We start from the raw sequence: 17,116 nt of genomic DNA, 5'->3' as shown, positions 1-17,116 counted from the left end.
TCACGATAATTTATCACGATAATTTTTATTATTTATGAAACGATACAAGCTGAGAATAACTTATTTTATTCTGATGTTACTGCCCCTCTTTGCATCCTGTATGGATGAAGATATTTTTCAAGAAAGTGGTGTCACGGAGGGAATCCCCACCAGAGTGGATATAAATGTGGGCACGGCAGCCAATACAGCCAAGACACGTTCTGTTTTACAGGAAAGTGAAGAGAGAAAAATTTACGACCTTTACCTGTGGGTTTTCAACTCTTCTGGTAACATGGAATTCTCACATGAATATTCAAGGAGGGACCTTTATCAGGCCGCAACTGATCTTACAGCATCCACAGGTGAAGCGGATGCAGATGCGCCCACCAGCATGGGATTGTTAAAAAATATCAGTCTTACCACGGGAAAAAAGACACTGTTTCTTTTGGCGAACTATAAATCGGACGGTGACGGACTGTTTCATGTGGAGCCTGAAGTATTGAACAGGATTTCAAAATATTCAGACCTAGAGAAAGTAAGGGCGGCCATGACTACTCATACCCTGTTCCGTCCGAATGGTAACCTGCTAATGTCACGAACCCAAACGGTAACGGTTTCTACCGCTACAAAACAGATCGAAGTCTCCTTGAAACGCTCGGAAGCCAAAATTACGTTGAACCTGCAAACAGTTGCCGGACTCACATTTGAGCCTGGAACATATCGTCTTGGTAATGTACCGGGATCAACCTTCATTACAGAACATGCAAAAGGAACCGATCAGACTGCTCCATGGGATGCCGACGGGGTGAACAAAAAATCATATTGGATTTCGGAATATTTCCAGTTCGAAGGTGATGCCGACAATGTCACCACTTCATTCTATATGCCCGAAAGTCGAAAGGTCGCGAAGAAGGCTATTTCCCCAGCTTCTCCCGGTTATAATGCGACAAGGAAGGGGTATGACCTGAGACAGAAGCAACTGAAGTCCCCCATTGTAGGTGCAACTGACAAACCCAATTTGCAAAACGGTGAGACGGAATATGCTCCGGATCTGGCTCCCTATATTGAATTTACAGGTAAATTGCGCCAAAATCTAGTAACCGGAGATACTTCTACCGAGCGTTTCGGAAAGGTAACCTACCGTATTTATCTGGGATATACGGCAGAAAACGATCCGGCTAATGATTATGATATAGAACGTAACGTACATTATACCTATAATGTGACCATCAAAGGCATGAATGATCTGGTTATAGAAGCTAAATCGGACAAGGCGAAAGAGGAGGAGCCCGCCCCCGGAGTGGAGGGACTGGTATACGACGCCCACCGATCGTTCAGCTTTGACTGCCATTACGAGCAGGGGCTGATGCGTTTCAATAAAGACGAGCTGGACATCTTCAATGCGGACGGAAACCTGAAAGGCGATGCCATGATCTCCTTTGCCGTACGTACGCCGTTCTGTGACAAAATTATCTCTTACACGAAAGCGGATCTGGAGCAGCTGAAGGATAACGGATACGTTCCCTCCGGTGATAAAAAGGCTGATACGGGCTGGCTTGCATTCTATATCCATCCGAGTACGCTCGCTGACAACGGGGACGAGACGATGAAGTATTATTCCGATACGGGAGCGTACCTGCTCTCACTGGAGGAGTTCCTCTACAGGTTGATGACTGAACCTGACTATGTGTTCAACGCCACTACGGGACTTTGTAAGGTGACAGTTTACGCCAACGAGTATTTCTATGAGCGAAACCCCATGCAGGAGAACGCCCCCCAGGACAAGGATCTGTGGAAGACCTTTGCCAACGCCGAGGACAGGACCTTTGACCTGCTGGTGAACACGTCACATGAAATCTCTCCCGATGGACGATCACGGTATCACCGAGCCATTGTCTCAATCCGTCAAATGTCCATAAAGACGGTGTTTGTCAATTGTCCTGACGGCATGCGCGTGTGGGGAGTGGAGAATGTGAACGAGACCGAGGACTTGGACTGGTCCGTAAAAGCACCGGGTGAGGCAGATGCTTTCTATAACAAATACTACGCAAACGGTTGGACAAATACTTGGAAAGTGATGGCACGTTCGGGACTTGCGGGAGGATTCAAGGAAGAAATCATGATTGATCCGATGAACAGAGGAAAAAAAGACCAGCTTTGGAAAGTTATGACAAAAGTGGACAACGCAAAACTGACACTCAGCAAGGATCATCATAACCTTGCTCTTCCAAACTATCATGCGACATATGCCGCTTTCACCCCGTTCCTAAGAAATCGAGACAACAACCGCGATGGTCGGATGCAGGCCGGTGAAATGCAGTGGTATATCCCTTCCATCAGTGAAGTCAATATGCTGTATGTGGCGGAACGTTCCTTACCATTGAAGAATAGGCTTGTCGGGCATGCTCCGTCGGATAATGCTACAGCATTATTCACCTCAAGGGCTTTCATGGGAAGTACCAACCTGACACTGAACAGCTGTAATCCTATCATATTCATTGAGGAGTCCCACAGTATGACCCCTATATATGAATTCGACTACCAGAAAACAGCGAGTCCGGGAGAAAGAACCCCCTATTCGGATGTGAGACTGATCAGGGATCTTGGGATACTGGAGACTTCGGAAGACCATAGTTACCATATTGATGAGATGGAAGATGAACTTAGAAAGGCTCTATTCAACAACTGGACAGAGAATGAGTATCTGATTTTCAAGGCTGACAACCTGTCTACCAGTACCACCAGAGCTTCAAGGATCATTTATGAACTTCCATCGCACAACGAGACCTCCCAAAACAATACGATCTACCAGAAAGGGTTTGAGGTTGCAAAATATATAGCTAACACGATAGACAAACCGAAGAATTTGGATAAGCCGAGCAATAGAAGTGAGTATTATTTCGAAACCTGGAACACGCTGATGAACGATGTCGAGAAAGGCAACTCTCCATGTGCCTATTATTACCAAAATCCAGACAAAAGTGACCTGGGTACATGGCGCCTGCCCAATGAAGCTGAACTGATGATAATGGCCGGAAGCCTGTTCGACTGGGATGACAGGGAGAAGAAAAGGGTTTATGATTTCTTCCAAGGGACCAAGTCTTATTCCTTGGATATGAAGGACACTCAGGTCATCCATTCTCGGACGGGATTTTCCCATCGAGATATGAACGGAGCAAGAGCATTTAGTGCCGGCTATCAGATGTATTTTGACGGTTATCTCAGGTTTGTTACCACTGTCGACACCAGTTGGGGAGGTGACAGGGATAGACTTGTCAATGACAAAAAAGGATACGTGCGTTGTGTAAGAGATCTTGAATAGTCTGGTCCGAGGATTGGGGAAGAAATTCCTTAATTTTAAGGATGTGACCGGGGGAGCTGTATCACAGCTTTTCTCCGGTCTTTTCAGTATAAAGGAAAATTTTGCCACCGTAAAAAGTCAGAACGGAAGATCTGCTATTGAGTCAAACGAAAGATAGTCAATAATCCTGCCTGTGGCAATTACAGACAGGATATTTAGGGTTATAGGAGATTCTTAATTACAGAAACAGTATTCATTTGCCAAACACATACTTCACAACTTTGGCATTTGCCTTATTTTCATTCACAAAATCTCGTTCAATATAAATATCTGTCACTTTCATAGAATCATCTATATGGTTAAGGGCTGCATGGATTATATATTTATCAATGCCAACTTTATTAAGTGCAATGGTAGCCCAGGAGTGGCGTGCTGCGTAGTATTCTAAATCATTCACTCCTAATATTGCGCCAATTTCTTTTAAACCGTAATTGATAGCCTTATTGAAACTTTTTTCATCCGCATAATATTGATAAAAGTTAAATAAACGTTTACCACTTTTATCTCTATATTTCTCTATAAGTGGTAATACGATTTTAGGTATATCCACTTTCATTTGAGCGTTATCCAATCTGCGGTCTTTTGTCTTGGTACGATTATAAATAATGGTATTGTTTGCCATTTCTGTGGCATTATATAAATCGGCTGAATTGATACCCATTAAACAGAATGATAGAATGAAACAGTCCTTTGCTAAATTATATCGACAAGTGGATTTATAGCCTTTCTTCATTTCTTTATAGGGTAGCTTCCATACTTTTTTGATAACATCTGCCGGAATAGCTCTCTTTCTTGTAGCTTCTTGCTTGGGTATCGTAAAATCGTCAAAAGGTGAGTTCGGAATTAGAATCAGATTCTTCTCTTTTTTGTTATATCTTTTTTTAGCTTCTTTGAATAGTTTCTTTATGCTCACTAAATAAAGGGATAAAGACCGATTAGAGGGCACACGTTTACCTTGCTGAATTAATTTCTTTGTTCGTATTTCACGCTCCTTATTCAGAAATGCTTTGAAGTACTCTAAAAAATCAGTAGTAATCAAATTCACGTCTAATTCTTCTTTGCCTATGAAGCGCACTAAAGCATTAATGGCAGTCGTATAATTGGGCGCACCTTTGATAGTGGTTGAGACTATCCATTCACGACTGAACTTTATAAAGTCAATGGGTTGCTGCTTTTGATGTTCTCCATCCAAGTAGTCCATTACTTCATCGATGGTGTAGTGGTTTAATTCGACTTGTAGTTTGGCACATTTCTCTTGATAACTGCGAATAAGAGAATCTACCTCTTGTTTGATAGGTGAACTTCGCTTGATTTTAAGCTCTTTGGTCAGGTCTTTACTTGTGGCAAACAAGCTTGTTGACAAGCATTTTACTTTTCTGTCAAGGGTAAAGCGTAACTTGACATTGTACGTTCCATCTAATTTTTGTTCTTGCTTCTTGATTTCAGCTCTGATAGTCAGCATTTTGCATATCATTTAAATTAGTCAACAATTAGTCAACAAATGCTGCAAAAGATATGTAATCCTGTTAGTTTAAGCCAACCTTTACTCATAGCGAAAGACAAAAAGAAAAGCGTTAACTGCTTGATTTCGTGCAATTAACGCTTTCTCTTTTTGTGGACCAGCCTGGGCTTGAACCAGGGACCTCCAGATTATGAGTCTGTTGCTCTAACCAACTGAGCTACAAGTCCGATGTATCCTTTGTTGAATGTGGTGACAAAAGTAGTATTTTCTGTCGAATTATGCAAATCCTTTTGTATAAAAACTACAATTTATTTTTAGAACTTATATTTGCGCTTCGGGTTCTTGGGAAACCATCCTTTTCGTACTCGTCCTTCTTGTTCGAAAACTTCTTTTATTGTCCAAAAGGAAGAAAACGCAAACACGCCAAGCAAAGAAGATAAAATCACATTCTCGATGCTTAATGAGGCGACCACACCGGCTATGCCGAGTACTAGGAATATCCACCAGCATTTTGTACCCCAATAGTATTCGGCCTTTACCACGATGGGGTGAAAAAGGCCGATAATCAAAAAGGTGCATATTCCGATGAATAACCCTGCGAGGCGATATTCATTTAGAAACTCCATTACAATTATTTTTCAACGCGGATGGGGATTTCTTTCTTGATACTCTGTTCCAGAGAAATCAATGTTTCAGTAGCTACTACACCTGGTATTTCTTGCATTTTGTTATTCAACAAATCCATCAGATGTTCGTTGTCGCATGCATAAAGTTTTGTCAGCATTGTGTATGGACCTGTGGTGAAATGACATTCCACTATTTCAGGAATCTTTTGTAATTCCGCTACGACAGATTTGTACATGGAGCCTTTTTCCAGCTTGATACCCACGTATGTACAAGTTCTGTATCCCAATGATTTTGGGTTCACATGGTAACCAGAGCCTATAATAACACCTAGGTCAATCAGTCTTTGTACACGCTGATGAATAGCTGCGCGTGACACTCCACATTCGGCTGCTACGTCTTTAAAAGGGATGCGGGCATTCTGGGAGATAATCTCTAAGATCTGCCTGTCGAGGTTGTCTATTTTTTCCATAATAATCAATTGTAATTTCCTGTTGTTATCAAATAGTAAGCAAATATAGAGATTTATTTTAATTATTCTTCTTTCCCAAGAAAAAAAATAGGAAAAAGCCAAAAAAGAAGCTGCCTGACAAGTCCTGTTTTAACAATTTCACCCCTGCCAGAATATGCTTTGGCAGGGGTGAACTCTAATTACTGAGACTTGTTAGACAGCCTCTTTCCTTTTTTATTTAGAAAGACCTTTCTTATTTCTTATCTTTTTCAATGCCCAACAGCTCAACTTCGAAAATCAACGTTGAGAACGGTTTTATCTGACCGCCGGATTCCCTTGCACCGTAAGCAAGTTCTTGAGGAATGTAGAGCTCCCATTTAGAACCTACAGGCATCATAGTCAGTGCTTCTGTCCAACCTTTGATTACTTGGTTAGCACGGAAAGTAGACGGTTCGTTACGTTTGTAAGAGCTGTCGAATTCTGTTCCATCAATCAAAGTACCTTTATAGTTTACTTTCACTTTGCAAGTGTCAGCAGGAATTTCACCTTTACCTTCAGTGATTACTTTGTATTGCAGGCCACTCGGAGTTGTTTTTACGCCTTCTTTAGTCTTGTTTTCAGCAAGGAATTTTTCGTTTTCAGCTTTATAGTCGGCATATTTTTCTGCTAAAGCTTTTGCCTTGATAGTTTCCATAGCTGTGCGAGTGTATTCTTGAGCAGCTTCCATAGTCATTATGCCACCTTTTTCCAAAGTACCAGCGATGAAACCTGCCATGAAGTTTTCTTTGCTGATAGTTTTAGTAGAGTCAGTGCCAAATAATTCCTGGTTGATACCTTTCATCATCTGGTTGCTGATTTGCTGACCGATTTGTAGACCTGCCATGTAAGCAATGTCCTTTTTGCTAGTCTTGCTTGCACCTTCATTTAAACCTTTAATGAAGTCTGCCATATAAGCAGTATCAACGTCTAAACGACCTGTCAGATAACCTTTCAGACCTTGAGTCTGAGCCATACCGATAGAATACGACAGTGAGTCGATGTCTGATTTCAGATTTGCTTTAGGAGCTTGAGCTGTACAAGAAGCAAGGCTTGCTGCAGCAGCGATTGCCATAAAAATACTAACTTTTTTCATTTTGCTTTGAAATTTTTTATTTATAATACTTCGAGTAATTCTACTTCAAAAATAAGTGTGCTGTGAGGAGGAATCATTTCCCCGGCACCTTTTGCCCCATAGGCGAGTTCTGATGGAATATACAGTTTCCATTTAGAACCTTCCGGCATCAGCTGCAATGCTTCCACCCATCCCGGGATTACTTGGTTGACACCAAATACAGCCGGTTCTCCGCGTTGGATAGAACTGTCGAACAGTGTACCGTCGATCAATGTTCCTTCATAGTGGCATCTTACCTGATCGGTGGCTTTCGGCTTTTTGCCTGTACCTTCTTTGATAATTTCATATTGTAGTCCGCTGGGAAGAACAACTACCCCCGGTCTTTTTGTATTTTTTTCGAGGAAAGCCTGTCCTTGCTCAATAGCAACGGCACCCATTTTAGCTTCCACTTCTTCGAAATACTTGTTTACTATTTCGCGGGCTTCATGATGGCTGATAGCCGTCTGATTGCCTTCCAATACGTCTTTGATTGCTTGTGCGAAATCATCTACCGCAAGGTTTCCGATTCCCATACTTGATAAGTTTTGACCAATTCCGAGGCCAATAGCGTAACTGAGTTTATCCATATAATGTTTTTTGTTGGTGATTGAAATGTATCACCATCATGGTTTTAACTTTTAATCAATTGCCAATTTATGAATCGCAAAAGTACGTGTTTTATTTGAATGATTTAGCATTTGCGATTTAAAAATTCTTATATCTGTGAAAGTTAATCGCTTTTCTTTAAAGAATTAGTCCTTTTATTCGTAGGATTTAATCGGCTTATTCTTATGGTTTAGGTTGGTTTATGTAGATAATTAATCGTCTGACTGTAGTTTGTTTTTCGTTTAACTATAGTCAAACGAAAGATTGACTACAGTCAGGCGAAAGTTTAACTATAGTCAAACGAATAAATATTAGTATGTTTGATGTTAACTGCCTATATCCTTCATCTTAAAGTTCCGCATAAACCGGATTATATTAAGTTAAGAGTAAGAAAGTGTTCTTTTATTCGATGATTCTGATTACATTTGTGTGACTATTAAAAAAGAAGGAGGAATAGTAATGAAGAATCTGGTAGTTTTGACGGGTGCGGGAATGAGCGCCGAGAGCGGGATTAGTACATTTCGCGATGCAGGCGGTTTGTGGGATAAATATCCGGTAGAGCAGGTAGCTACTCCTGAAGGTTATCAGCGTGACCCGGCTTTGGTGATTAATTTCTATAATGAACGTCGGAAACAGTTGTCGGAAGTAAAGCCGAACCGTGGACATGAATTGTTGGCGGAACTGGAGAAAAGCTTCCATGTGACGGTGGTGACACAGAATGTAGATAACTTGCACGAACGTGCCGGGAGTAGCCACATCATTCATCTGCATGGCGAACTGACGAAGGTGTGTTCCAGTAGAGATCCATATAATCCTCATTATATAAAAGAGTTGAGACCGGAAGAGTATGAAGTGAAAATAGGAGATAAAGCCGGCGACGGAACCCAGTTACGACCTTTTATCGTATGGTTTGGAGAAGCCGTTCCGGAAATTGAAACAGCTATCCGATATGTCGAGAAAGCGGATATTTTCGTTATTATCGGTACGTCGCTTAATGTATACCCTGCAGCGGGGTTGCTTCATTATGTACCGAGAGGAGCAGAGGTGTATCTGATTGATCCGAAACCGGTAGATACGCATACTTCCCGTTCGATACATGTAATTCAGAAGGGGGCTTCTGAAGGAGTGGCTGAATTGAAACAGTTGTTGGGAGTTTGAGATCTCTTCCATTTGTGTTATTTTTTTCGGGGTCGTATCAATTAAAAGGACGAAGGAGTGATATTAGACCAGGCGATGCTTTATATCCCTTCGGTTACCGGTGGATAATAGCACGGATCACAAACCATGCATGATGCGCCATGGTGCTAATCAGCCCGTAGTGCTTTGTCATGATCCGAAATCTTTCTTTGAGGGATGCTTTCTGATTCCGGGTAGTCATTCCTTCCTCCAGATAGTCGATGATTGTCAGGTGGGTATTGTGCAAAGTACGTGCTTTCTTCATGATGCGGATGCACCAGTCGAAATCTGCAGAAAAACGATATTGCAGATTATATGATTCTACAAGTGTGTGGCGGGGGAAGAATGCCTGGTGGCAGACTAACATTCCCTGTCTAAAACTTTTCCAGGTGAGCGTTTCGGGGGCGGACAATCTGCGCATCCGCAGGAAATGCCTCTCCTTGTCTACGATAGCGGTTTCTCCGTAAAGTACATCGGGCAGTTCGGTGCCGTTAATGGTGTGCACCATTTGTTGTAGAGTGTCGTCTTCATGAAAACAGTCGCCTGCATTCAGGAAGCAGAGATAATCACCGCTGGCAAGGGCGACTCCTTTGTTCATGGCGTCATACAGTCCTTTGTCCGGTTCACTGACGACGGTATGTATGCGTGAGCGGTACCGGTTGATAATAGAGAGGGTCCCATCCTTGGAAGCTCCGTCCACGATAATGTATTCTATATGATGATAGGTTTGTGCGATAACACTTTGAATGGTGTCTTCCAATACCTTTTCAGCATTGTACGTTACCGTAATGATAGAGAACTTAGGAGTGGGATGGACACTATGCATATTTCCCCGTTATTTTATTGTAGACATCTGTGTATTTTTTTGCAACGATACTCTCCGAATAATTACCTAGCACTTTGCGGCAGGCCTGTGCGGAGAGTTCATCGTATCCCGGTTCCGTCAATATCCAATGTATGCCGTTGGCAAAATCTTCCGAAGATTTGTATTGTGCCACGTAGCCGTTGTGCAGGTGGTCGATCATTTCGGGGATACCTCCCACATTAAAACCGACACAAGGCACTCCGCAGGCCATTGCTTCCATAATCATATTGGGAAGATTCTCTTCCAGAGACGGGATGGCGAAGAGGTCTACGGCATTGTAGATATTTACCACCTCATGCTCATTTTTGATGTAAGGGAGCGGGTAGACATGGAAAGGAAGTTGTTCCTGTAATTGCTGTGACTGGTTGCCGAATACGACTACGCCCAGTGAGTCTTTCCATTCCGGATGTTTTTCTGCCAACAGTTTGCATGCCTCAATGAGATAGTCGACCCCTTTGCGCTTGTCGGTGATTTTTAACGAGCCGAACAAAATCAGTTTCTTACCTTCCGGCAACATGAATTTGGCACGCGCTTCCTTCTTGTTCATAGGTTTGAACAAGTTGGTGTTGATGGCGTTCGGTATATTGGTGACGCTTTTCCCTTCAAACAATGCGCTTGTCCGGGCTTGTTCCTTCAGCCAATGGCTGCATGTGACGAAATAGATGGGAGCGTAGCTGTATAACTTCTGTTTTTTGCGGAATGTGCGATAGGATAAATCCTTTCGTCCCCCGCTTTTGTAGATGTACGGACAGTCATGACATTCCTGCTGATAATTGTTACATCCCCGTGTGTAATGGCAGATGCCGGTGCATGGCCACATATCGTGCATGGTCCAGACTACGGGTTTGCCGGAAGTGAGTATTTTCCGTATATCTTTCAGCGATAGCATTCCTTGGTTGATCCAGTGGAGGTGGATCACGTCGGCCTGACGGAATTCCGGGAGTGAGGTGATGTCTGTACCTGTGTTGGCTATGTCTACATCGAACAAATGATAACGCCGGAAACGATTGGCACTCCAGATCACAATCCGTTCCCACATAAATTTCCACACTTGCAGCCAGTTACTCTTTAGGCGGACCACACTGATTTGGTCGGTCTGTTTGTCGCGTACCAGCATTTTGGCTTTGATGCCGTTGTTCTTCAGTGATTCCAACAATCGGCTTGCTGCGATGGCTGCTCCTCCTATTCGTTCAGATGTATTTATGATCAGGACTCTCATAATTATAAAGCTTTCCGCAAAGTTACGCTTTTCGTTATAAATCCGGAGTTATTTGCGGTAAGTTTTTACTGTGGCTATTAGTATTTCTGATAATTCACGGCTGTAATGCTCCAGATTAAATTTCTGTTCAGCCAGTTTTCGTCCGTTGGCTCCCATTTGTTCCGCCTCTTCCGGGTGGGTGTAGAGGTAGTTAATGGCTTGCTTCCAATCTTCGATATCGTTATAGTCTACATAGATGCCGGCACCCTCCTTCTCAATATCCATCTCGAATTTCGGGTTACGGCTACAGATGACCGGAAGCCCTAATGCGAAAGCTTCCACTAAAGTGGTCAGTCCGACGGTGTAGGGATAATTGAGACAGCAGATAACCACTACTTTCGAACGGCATACTTCCACAGCCAGCTTGTGCGGGATGATGCCGCTGGTGAGATGTGTCCGTATGTTGGCATACGATGTGTATTGTTTCAGCAGATGCTCGTATTCTCTATCCGGTGTGGTGAAAATGTCGATGGGAAGTCCCGTTTCGGAGAATGCTTTCAGCAGAGTGTTGAAGTCACGGTTTTCTTTCCCGGTGGAGATAAAGAATTTTTCTTTCTCTTCTTTTTTGCCGGTGTCGGGGAGGTGCTGCTTCAGATAGTCGTAGAAAGCGAGATCGGCTCCCCAATGTATCAGGTGCAGTTGATTGGCGGTGACTTTACCCGATTTCAGAGAGTCATCTATCAGTGCTTGACTGAAAAAGAACATTTGGTCGATGCCCTTGTAATAGAAGCGTGAAATCAGGTTCTTCAGTTTACCGGAATTGCGGACAACTGCCTGATGATGCCAGATGGCGATAGGTTTGCGATAGAATCCCAACGCATGGAAAAATATGATAAGTTCCAGTCCGTAGAAAGAGGTGCCGTATAGCAGATCGTATGGCTCTTTGCAACGCATAATCTCAAAGAAATTGTAGAGCGAGAAGCGTAGTCGGGAGGAGAAACGGCGATAGCGATGAATTATTGGCGTGATGCCATACTTGCCGAAGTGGGTGAGTCCGTATAGGATATGTCCGGGATGCAGATGGTTCTCCCATTCGTTCAGTGCTTCCTGTATGGGGCGTGTGTGGTAATAATAGATTTTCATGCTCCGAAATCTCCTTTCAGTGTACGTCTTATTCTTCGGATGGCTTTTGCCATCAAACAATTCGTGCGATGGTAGTAACGCACGAAAGCGTCTCTGGCTTTCTCGTTTTCTTCTATTGGAGACAACTTTTTTACCGGAAGTGGCTTCATCCACAGGTCCGATTCGTATAGACCGCCTCCGCCGCAGTTGGTTCCGCTTCCATCGAACCCGTTGTTTCGGATGAGTGAATGACCGGCGTTCAGTGAGAGTACATCCGCTAAAAACAGGCTGGCATTCCAACGGATAGCCCATGAATTGTTTTTACCCGCTATTTGTCGGCGCAGCATCCGTGTGTAACCGTAAGTGCCGTTAAAGTCGAACCGGTATGTGAGGTTGCGTTCTTCCAGTTGGCGGAGTAGTTCTTTTCCGTCCGGATTGAATAGTTTCCAAGCCCTGTCCCATGTCGCCCAGCCCCAGCTGCCTGTCCATTTGATGAGGAAGCTGTCGGGCAAAGAGGTGTCCTGCGTGAAATCGCAACCTTGGATATGCCCGATACGAGGTTCATCTTTATAGGTCTCAAGCGCGTCATTCATGAATTGCAAAAAGTAAGGGGCGGCGATGAGGTCGTCTTCCATCACGATGACTTTTCCGAAGCGGTTTACTTGCGTGGTCACTCCATCAATAATGCTTCGTGCCAGTCCCCAGTTCTGCTCCCGTTCGATGATGTTGACGGAAGCAAATCCGCTGTCAATGCTTCGGATGAACCGGCGGGTCTGTTTTACGCCGTCCTGACTTTCGGGAGTTTTGGCTGCATCGGAGTAGATAAAGAGTTGGCTTTCGGCTGCCAACTTGTTCTTTTGTAAAGATAGGATGCATTGGCGGACATGTTCCGGCCGGTTGTATACAAATAAGAGAATGGGTGCGAAAGTTGTCATATCCGTTTATTTTTGTCTGATTTCATTCATTGCTTCTTTCAGTGCCTTGAGATAGGACAGACCGAATTTCAAATCCGGTTCCATGTAGTTGCCTTCCGCCCATTCGTTCCATGATTTAAGGAATACAATACGTTTGTCTTCGGGTTTGTCCATCACGTTGGCGAAGGTTTGAAGCACGTGCTTCTTGAATTTCTCCGGTGTGGAATGGATGAGGATATGCCCTTTCCTGCCGGAACGTGGAGAGTGATCCCAGTTTGGGATGATGGTCGGGTAGCAGTCCTCATTCCGATCTTCAACGCCGGAAAAGTATTTGGCAGCCCGTGCATAGTCGACGATGCGTCCTCTTTTGAAAATGACACGCATGATTTTCATGTGGATTTTCTCCGGCAGTGAGTAGTCGAGCTTGAAGAAGTCGAACAGCCTGACAATGTTTACGGCATCGAAGCCCATATCCTTTAAGGTCTGTACCTCCTTGGCATCGTTGGTCTGTCCGATGAAATGGATACCTTGCAGGCCGTTTTCGTTGGCCAGCTTCTGCCATAGCAGGATGAAGCGTCTGGCGTCCGGCAATTCGAAAGGATTGTACACCATGAACAGAGGTTTGTCGTTCACACGGATGTAGCGGTGGTCTTTAAAGGCGGGAAGCAATGCGTTGAAGTGGGCGGTTTCGTCCGCTTCGCCCGGATATAGCTGTTCCATGAGTATCCGGTGAGAACCTTCCTTGCTGAATTGTTTATCCTCCCAGCTGTGATTAGCCCAAGAAAGGCAGAACGGGAAATCGGGTTTGCCCGATGCCAGCACTTCTTGGAAGGGGCGTTGCAGGAGTCGGTGTCCGTTGCCAAACCAATAATGCCAGTAGCAGAAGCCCTCCACTCCGTATTTCTCTGCCATCTCAGCTTGTTCGATACGTGTTTCGGGTACTCGCAGGTCATAATACCCCAAGTCGGCAGGGACACGGGGTTGGTAGTGCCCGTGAAACAATGGTTTGGCTTTGCCTACATTCGTCCATTCGGTGAATCCCTTGCCCCACCATTGATCATTCTCGGCAGTGGGGTGATATTGTGGAAGGTAAAATGCGATGACGCGTACTTGTCCTTTACTCTTTTTCATTTTTTATCGATTCTATTAGGTTGCGGGCTTCAGTGGACGTGCGTACCGGAGTATACAGCAAGCCCAAGTTTTGTTTCAATGTCTCTAGGGGAATATCTTTCAGATGCCTGTCTTTCACGATGTTCACCACTTCTTCAGGTAGACGGTAGCGGATGATTTTGGCGGGATTCCCGCCTACGATGGCATAAGGAGGAACATCATGCGTGACCACCGCTCCGGCGGCAACGACGCTTCCCTTTCCTATGATCACTCCCGAAAGAATCAGCGCGCCATAGCCTATCCAGGCTTCGTCTTCCACAATAATCGCTCCCTTGCTCATACTGTCTTCCCGGCAATGCTTACCCGTCAGCAGCGAGCGAATCGGATAGCAGAAAAGAGTTTCAGTCTGATGATTGCCACTCAAGATAAAGTGAACATTCGGTGCGATGGATACGTAAGCACCGATCCGCAGTGATTCTATTTCGGGCAGATGGCTTATGATGTGCAGTTCGCCGTAGGTCTCTTTCCCGATCTGTACGCGTTCCGCAGGAAATATATTCATGGGGATCGTATGGTTATGGCGGTTTTGTTTCCGCCACAGTTTCCGGAAACGGGAGAACTCCCATTCCCGCAAGATAGTGCGTATTACTGGAATGCGGTATAGAATATTAGCCATGATATTTATTCTTTAGTTTTTTGATAAACCGTGACAGACTGTACCTTTTCAGTCGTTGTATCAGGTATGCAGGCTGCATGCGCAAATAGTAGCCCAATTGTCCGGATTGGCAGCAACACGACAGCCACTCTTTATATTTGTATACAAAAGGGGAGTTCCATGGTTTGTTCTTTCCCGGGTAGTGTAGCTGCACTGCTTGCTCCAGCATTTCGTGATAGGCGTTGACGGCTGCCTGCCTGTCCTGCAACGCTTGGTTGTTGGGATTGAACTTCAGCGTCCGGTCGTCTTGATGGTATTGGAAGTTGCAGACGACATATTTGTAAGGCATAAACCGGAGATAGGGCGCGCAGCATAAAGCGATGCAGTCCTGTTCGGGCAGAATCAGCCTGTTCAGGTTCCGGTGGAAAGACTCGGTTAGCTCTGCTTGCTTCTTGTCCTCTCTGATCTTTTTCAGATTGATGAGCATATAGCCTGCCGATATTTCATAGTCGGCAATCAGTTGCACTTCCTGTGGGGTAAATTCTTTCTTATAGCGGGGCAGATTGGTGTTTTCCTGAATGGGGCGCGTTCCGGCGTAATAGAATTTCTCGTCGGGATAGAGGAAGAAAGAGGAAGAGATGTCGGCGGTAAAGATGACATCTACATCCGAGAACAGGATGCGGTCGTATTCGGGAAACATTTCCGCAGCGGTCAGCTTGTAGAATATTTCTTTGGAGAAATGCGACTTGTTGCGAAGCTTGTCCCAAGCGGTGTTGTAGCGGGAGGCGTCTTTGAACAAGACGGTGGCATTGCGGAAGTGAGTGACGGTTTTTGTGATCCGCCTGATATGTCTGGACTGCAAGTCGGTGTGTACGATGTAGAGCTTATACTGATATTCCGGTGACGCTTTACTCAATAGGGAGTGGAGGGCGACACAGGCGGCGAGCACGTAGTTGCGGTCGAAGGTGAAGAATATGGGTATTGTTTCCATGTATCGATACTATCTTTTTTTCAACAAATAGTGGACGCTTTCTTTGAATGTCACCGAACCGCTCATCCACATGACTGCGGTATATATTGCCGCGGCAATGGCGATTTTCGCAATCAACAGGACATAGATGTTGGAGATGTCCCGGGTGCAATAATGCGTAGCTATCATTGTTCCGCCCGCGATGATTGCAAAAGGTGAGATGTCCTTTAATGCCTGAAAAACAGTTAGGTGTATTTCTCGCCACACGAAGAACTGCCAGATGACCAGCCAACTGATGTTGATACAGATGTAGTATCTGACCAGTGCAGAGATGCCGTAACTGCTGCAATAGAGCATCATGGCCACTTGCACGCTTCCCAGTGCGATGGTGCTCCACATATAGATGTCCGATTTACCTTTGCTGATAATCAGGTTCGAGTAAAGACTGCTGATGGCTGTGAAGGCGCTTCCTATACATAAGATTCTCATGATTTCCGCACTTGCCGCCCATTTGGAGGTAACGGCTATGGTGATTAGCTCCGGGGTAATCAGCGATAATCCGAACATGGCAGGGAAGGTGACGAATGACGTGAAACGGAGCATCTTGCGGAAGATGCGTTTCTGACGTTGACGGTCGTCCGTAACGCTGGCAAGTATGGGCTGGGCTATTCCATTGACCATTCCGGTTATTACGGAGTACCCCATGGAGTTCCATTTGTTGGCCTGATTGAAGTCGCCTACTTCTCGTTCCGAGTAGAACTTCCCCAGAATTACCGACAGGATATTGTTGTTGATGTGGCTGAATATGTTTGTAACCAACAGTCGGCTGCTGAAAGCAATCATTCCTTTCAGCGGTTTCAGGTTGATGTGTATTGTCGGGCGCCATGGGGAAAAATACCAGTAACAACAAGTGATGGAAGAAGCGTAGACGATGTTTTGCGTTGCAAATCCCCAATATGCCATTCCGCAATACACCATGGTCACTCCGACAATTCCCGAAATGGTGAGGCTGATCATGGTGGAGATAGCCCGCTGTTTCACCATCAGGTTGCGGAATATGTATGCGCTTTGGGCAGTTCCCAGACTTGAGATGAAGAATCCGATAAATGAATAACGTGCCAGCGGTGTTAAGGCAGGGTTGTCATAGAACTTGGCAATGTAAGGGGCACAGAAAAAGAGCAGGACGTAGAGTGTGAAGCCCATGGTAGAACTAAACCAGAATACGGCATTGTAGTCTTTGTGCTGTACGTTTTTTCTATTGGCAAGGGCGGCTGTAAAACCACTTTCCTGGAGACTGCCGGCTATCAGTGAGAAGATGCTCAGCATACCTATCATGCCGTAGTCTTCACGGGATAATAGCCGTGCGAGGAATATGCCGAAAGTCAGATTCAGCAACTGCTGTATGCCGTTGCTGAATCCTCCCCAAAATAATCCCTTGGCTGTTTTTTCTTTTAGTGACTGATCCTCGCTCAT

Annotated in this window: 15 protein-coding genes and 1 tRNA gene; 2 read left to right on the top strand and 14 right to left on the bottom strand. The window is 44.6% G+C overall.

The window, feature by feature from the left end; genetic code table 11:
- Window positions 1–34 precede the first annotated feature (34 nt).
- A complete protein-coding gene (locus AB9N12_RS04920; protein WP_369890176.1) occupies window positions 35–3,301 on the top strand; it encodes a fimbrial protein in 3,267 nt (1,088 codons plus the stop codon).
- Window positions 3,302–3,533: 232 nt separating this feature from the next.
- On the opposite strand, the gene AB9N12_RS04915 is transcribed toward AB9N12_RS04920, so the two are convergent.
- The 6 genes from AB9N12_RS04915 to AB9N12_RS04890 all read right to left on the bottom strand — a co-directional run bounded on the left by AB9N12_RS04915 (window position 3,534) and on the right by AB9N12_RS04890 (window position 7,614).
- Window positions 3,534–4,802: a phage integrase SAM-like domain-containing protein gene (locus AB9N12_RS04915; RefSeq protein ID WP_369890174.1), complete on the bottom strand. Its 1,269-nt coding sequence runs from the start codon at window positions 4,800–4,802 to the stop codon at window positions 3,534–3,536.
- A gap of 153 nt (window positions 4,803–4,955) precedes the next feature.
- Window positions 4,956–5,029 (bottom strand) — tRNA-Ile (locus tag AB9N12_RS04910).
- Between the two features lie 87 nt (window positions 5,030–5,116).
- A complete protein-coding gene (locus AB9N12_RS04905) occupies window positions 5,117–5,428 on the bottom strand; it encodes a DUF4491 family protein (RefSeq protein WP_369890172.1) in 312 nt (103 codons plus the stop codon).
- A gap of 5 nt (window positions 5,429–5,433) precedes the next feature.
- Window positions 5,434–5,898, bottom strand: coding sequence for an Lrp/AsnC family transcriptional regulator (locus AB9N12_RS04900; RefSeq protein WP_369890170.1), 465 nt, complete (start codon window positions 5,896–5,898; stop codon window positions 5,434–5,436).
- 232 nt (window positions 5,899–6,130) lie between these two features.
- The gene (locus AB9N12_RS04895) at window positions 6,131–7,009 is read right to left on the bottom strand and encodes an FKBP-type peptidyl-prolyl cis-trans isomerase (RefSeq protein WP_369890168.1); all 879 of its coding nucleotides are present in this window, start codon (window positions 7,007–7,009) and stop codon (window positions 6,131–6,133) included.
- A 20-nt stretch (window positions 7,010–7,029) separates the two neighbouring features.
- Window positions 7,030–7,614 carry an FKBP-type peptidyl-prolyl cis-trans isomerase gene (locus tag AB9N12_RS04890; protein ID WP_369890166.1) on the bottom strand — a complete coding sequence of 195 codons (585 nt, stop codon included), beginning with the start codon at window positions 7,612–7,614 and terminating at the stop codon, window positions 7,030–7,032.
- Window positions 7,615–8,092: 478 nt separating this feature from the next.
- Between AB9N12_RS04890 and AB9N12_RS04885 the strand changes: the two genes are divergently transcribed.
- On the top strand, window positions 8,093–8,791 hold the full coding sequence (locus tag AB9N12_RS04885) for an NAD-dependent deacylase (RefSeq protein WP_369892807.1): 699 nt from the start codon (window positions 8,093–8,095) through the stop codon (window positions 8,789–8,791).
- Window positions 8,792–8,885: 94 nt separating this feature from the next.
- Here the strand turns inward: AB9N12_RS04885 and AB9N12_RS04880 are convergent, their stop codons facing one another.
- From AB9N12_RS04880 to AB9N12_RS04845, 8 genes are read right to left on the bottom strand one after another with little or no spacing between them, the layout of a single operon-like run.
- Entirely contained in the window at window positions 8,886–9,635 is a 750-nt protein-coding gene (locus tag AB9N12_RS04880; protein ID WP_369890164.1) for a glycosyltransferase family 2 protein, read from the bottom strand.
- A complete protein-coding gene (locus AB9N12_RS04875; protein WP_369890162.1) occupies window positions 9,628–10,893 on the bottom strand; it encodes a glycosyltransferase family 4 protein in 1,266 nt (421 codons plus the stop codon). The genes AB9N12_RS04880 and AB9N12_RS04875 overlap by 8 nt, the downstream gene beginning before the upstream one ends.
- Window positions 10,894–10,941: 48 nt before the next feature.
- Window positions 10,942–12,015, bottom strand: coding sequence for a glycosyltransferase family 4 protein (locus tag AB9N12_RS04870; RefSeq protein ID WP_369890160.1), 1,074 nt, complete (start codon window positions 12,013–12,015; stop codon window positions 10,942–10,944).
- Window positions 12,012–12,929: a glycosyltransferase family 2 protein gene (locus tag AB9N12_RS04865; RefSeq protein WP_369890158.1), complete on the bottom strand. Its 918-nt coding sequence runs from the start codon at window positions 12,927–12,929 to the stop codon at window positions 12,012–12,014. The genes AB9N12_RS04870 and AB9N12_RS04865 overlap by 4 nt, the downstream gene beginning before the upstream one ends.
- Before the next feature lie 6 nt (window positions 12,930–12,935).
- Window positions 12,936–14,039 carry a glycoside hydrolase family 99-like domain-containing protein gene (locus AB9N12_RS04860; protein ID WP_369890156.1) on the bottom strand — a complete coding sequence of 368 codons (1,104 nt, stop codon included), beginning with the start codon at window positions 14,037–14,039 and terminating at the stop codon, window positions 12,936–12,938.
- A complete protein-coding gene (locus AB9N12_RS04855; protein ID WP_369890154.1) occupies window positions 14,026–14,694 on the bottom strand; it encodes a DapH/DapD/GlmU-related protein in 669 nt (222 codons plus the stop codon). The genes AB9N12_RS04860 and AB9N12_RS04855 overlap by 14 nt, the downstream gene beginning before the upstream one ends.
- The gene (locus AB9N12_RS04850) at window positions 14,687–15,664 is read right to left on the bottom strand and encodes a glycosyltransferase family 8 protein (protein WP_369890152.1); all 978 of its coding nucleotides are present in this window, start codon (window positions 15,662–15,664) and stop codon (window positions 14,687–14,689) included. Before AB9N12_RS04850 ends, AB9N12_RS04855 begins: the two co-directional genes overlap by 8 nt.
- Window positions 15,665–15,673: 9 nt before the next feature.
- Window positions 15,674–17,116, bottom strand: coding sequence for a lipopolysaccharide biosynthesis protein (locus AB9N12_RS04845; RefSeq protein ID WP_369890150.1), 1,443 nt, complete (start codon window positions 17,114–17,116; stop codon window positions 15,674–15,676).

This window comes from Bacteroides sp. AN502(2024) (assembly GCF_041227145.1).
Classification (GTDB): Bacteria; Bacteroidota; Bacteroidia; order Bacteroidales; family Bacteroidaceae; genus Bacteroides.
This window is presented reverse-complemented; position numbering and strand designations above follow the sequence as displayed.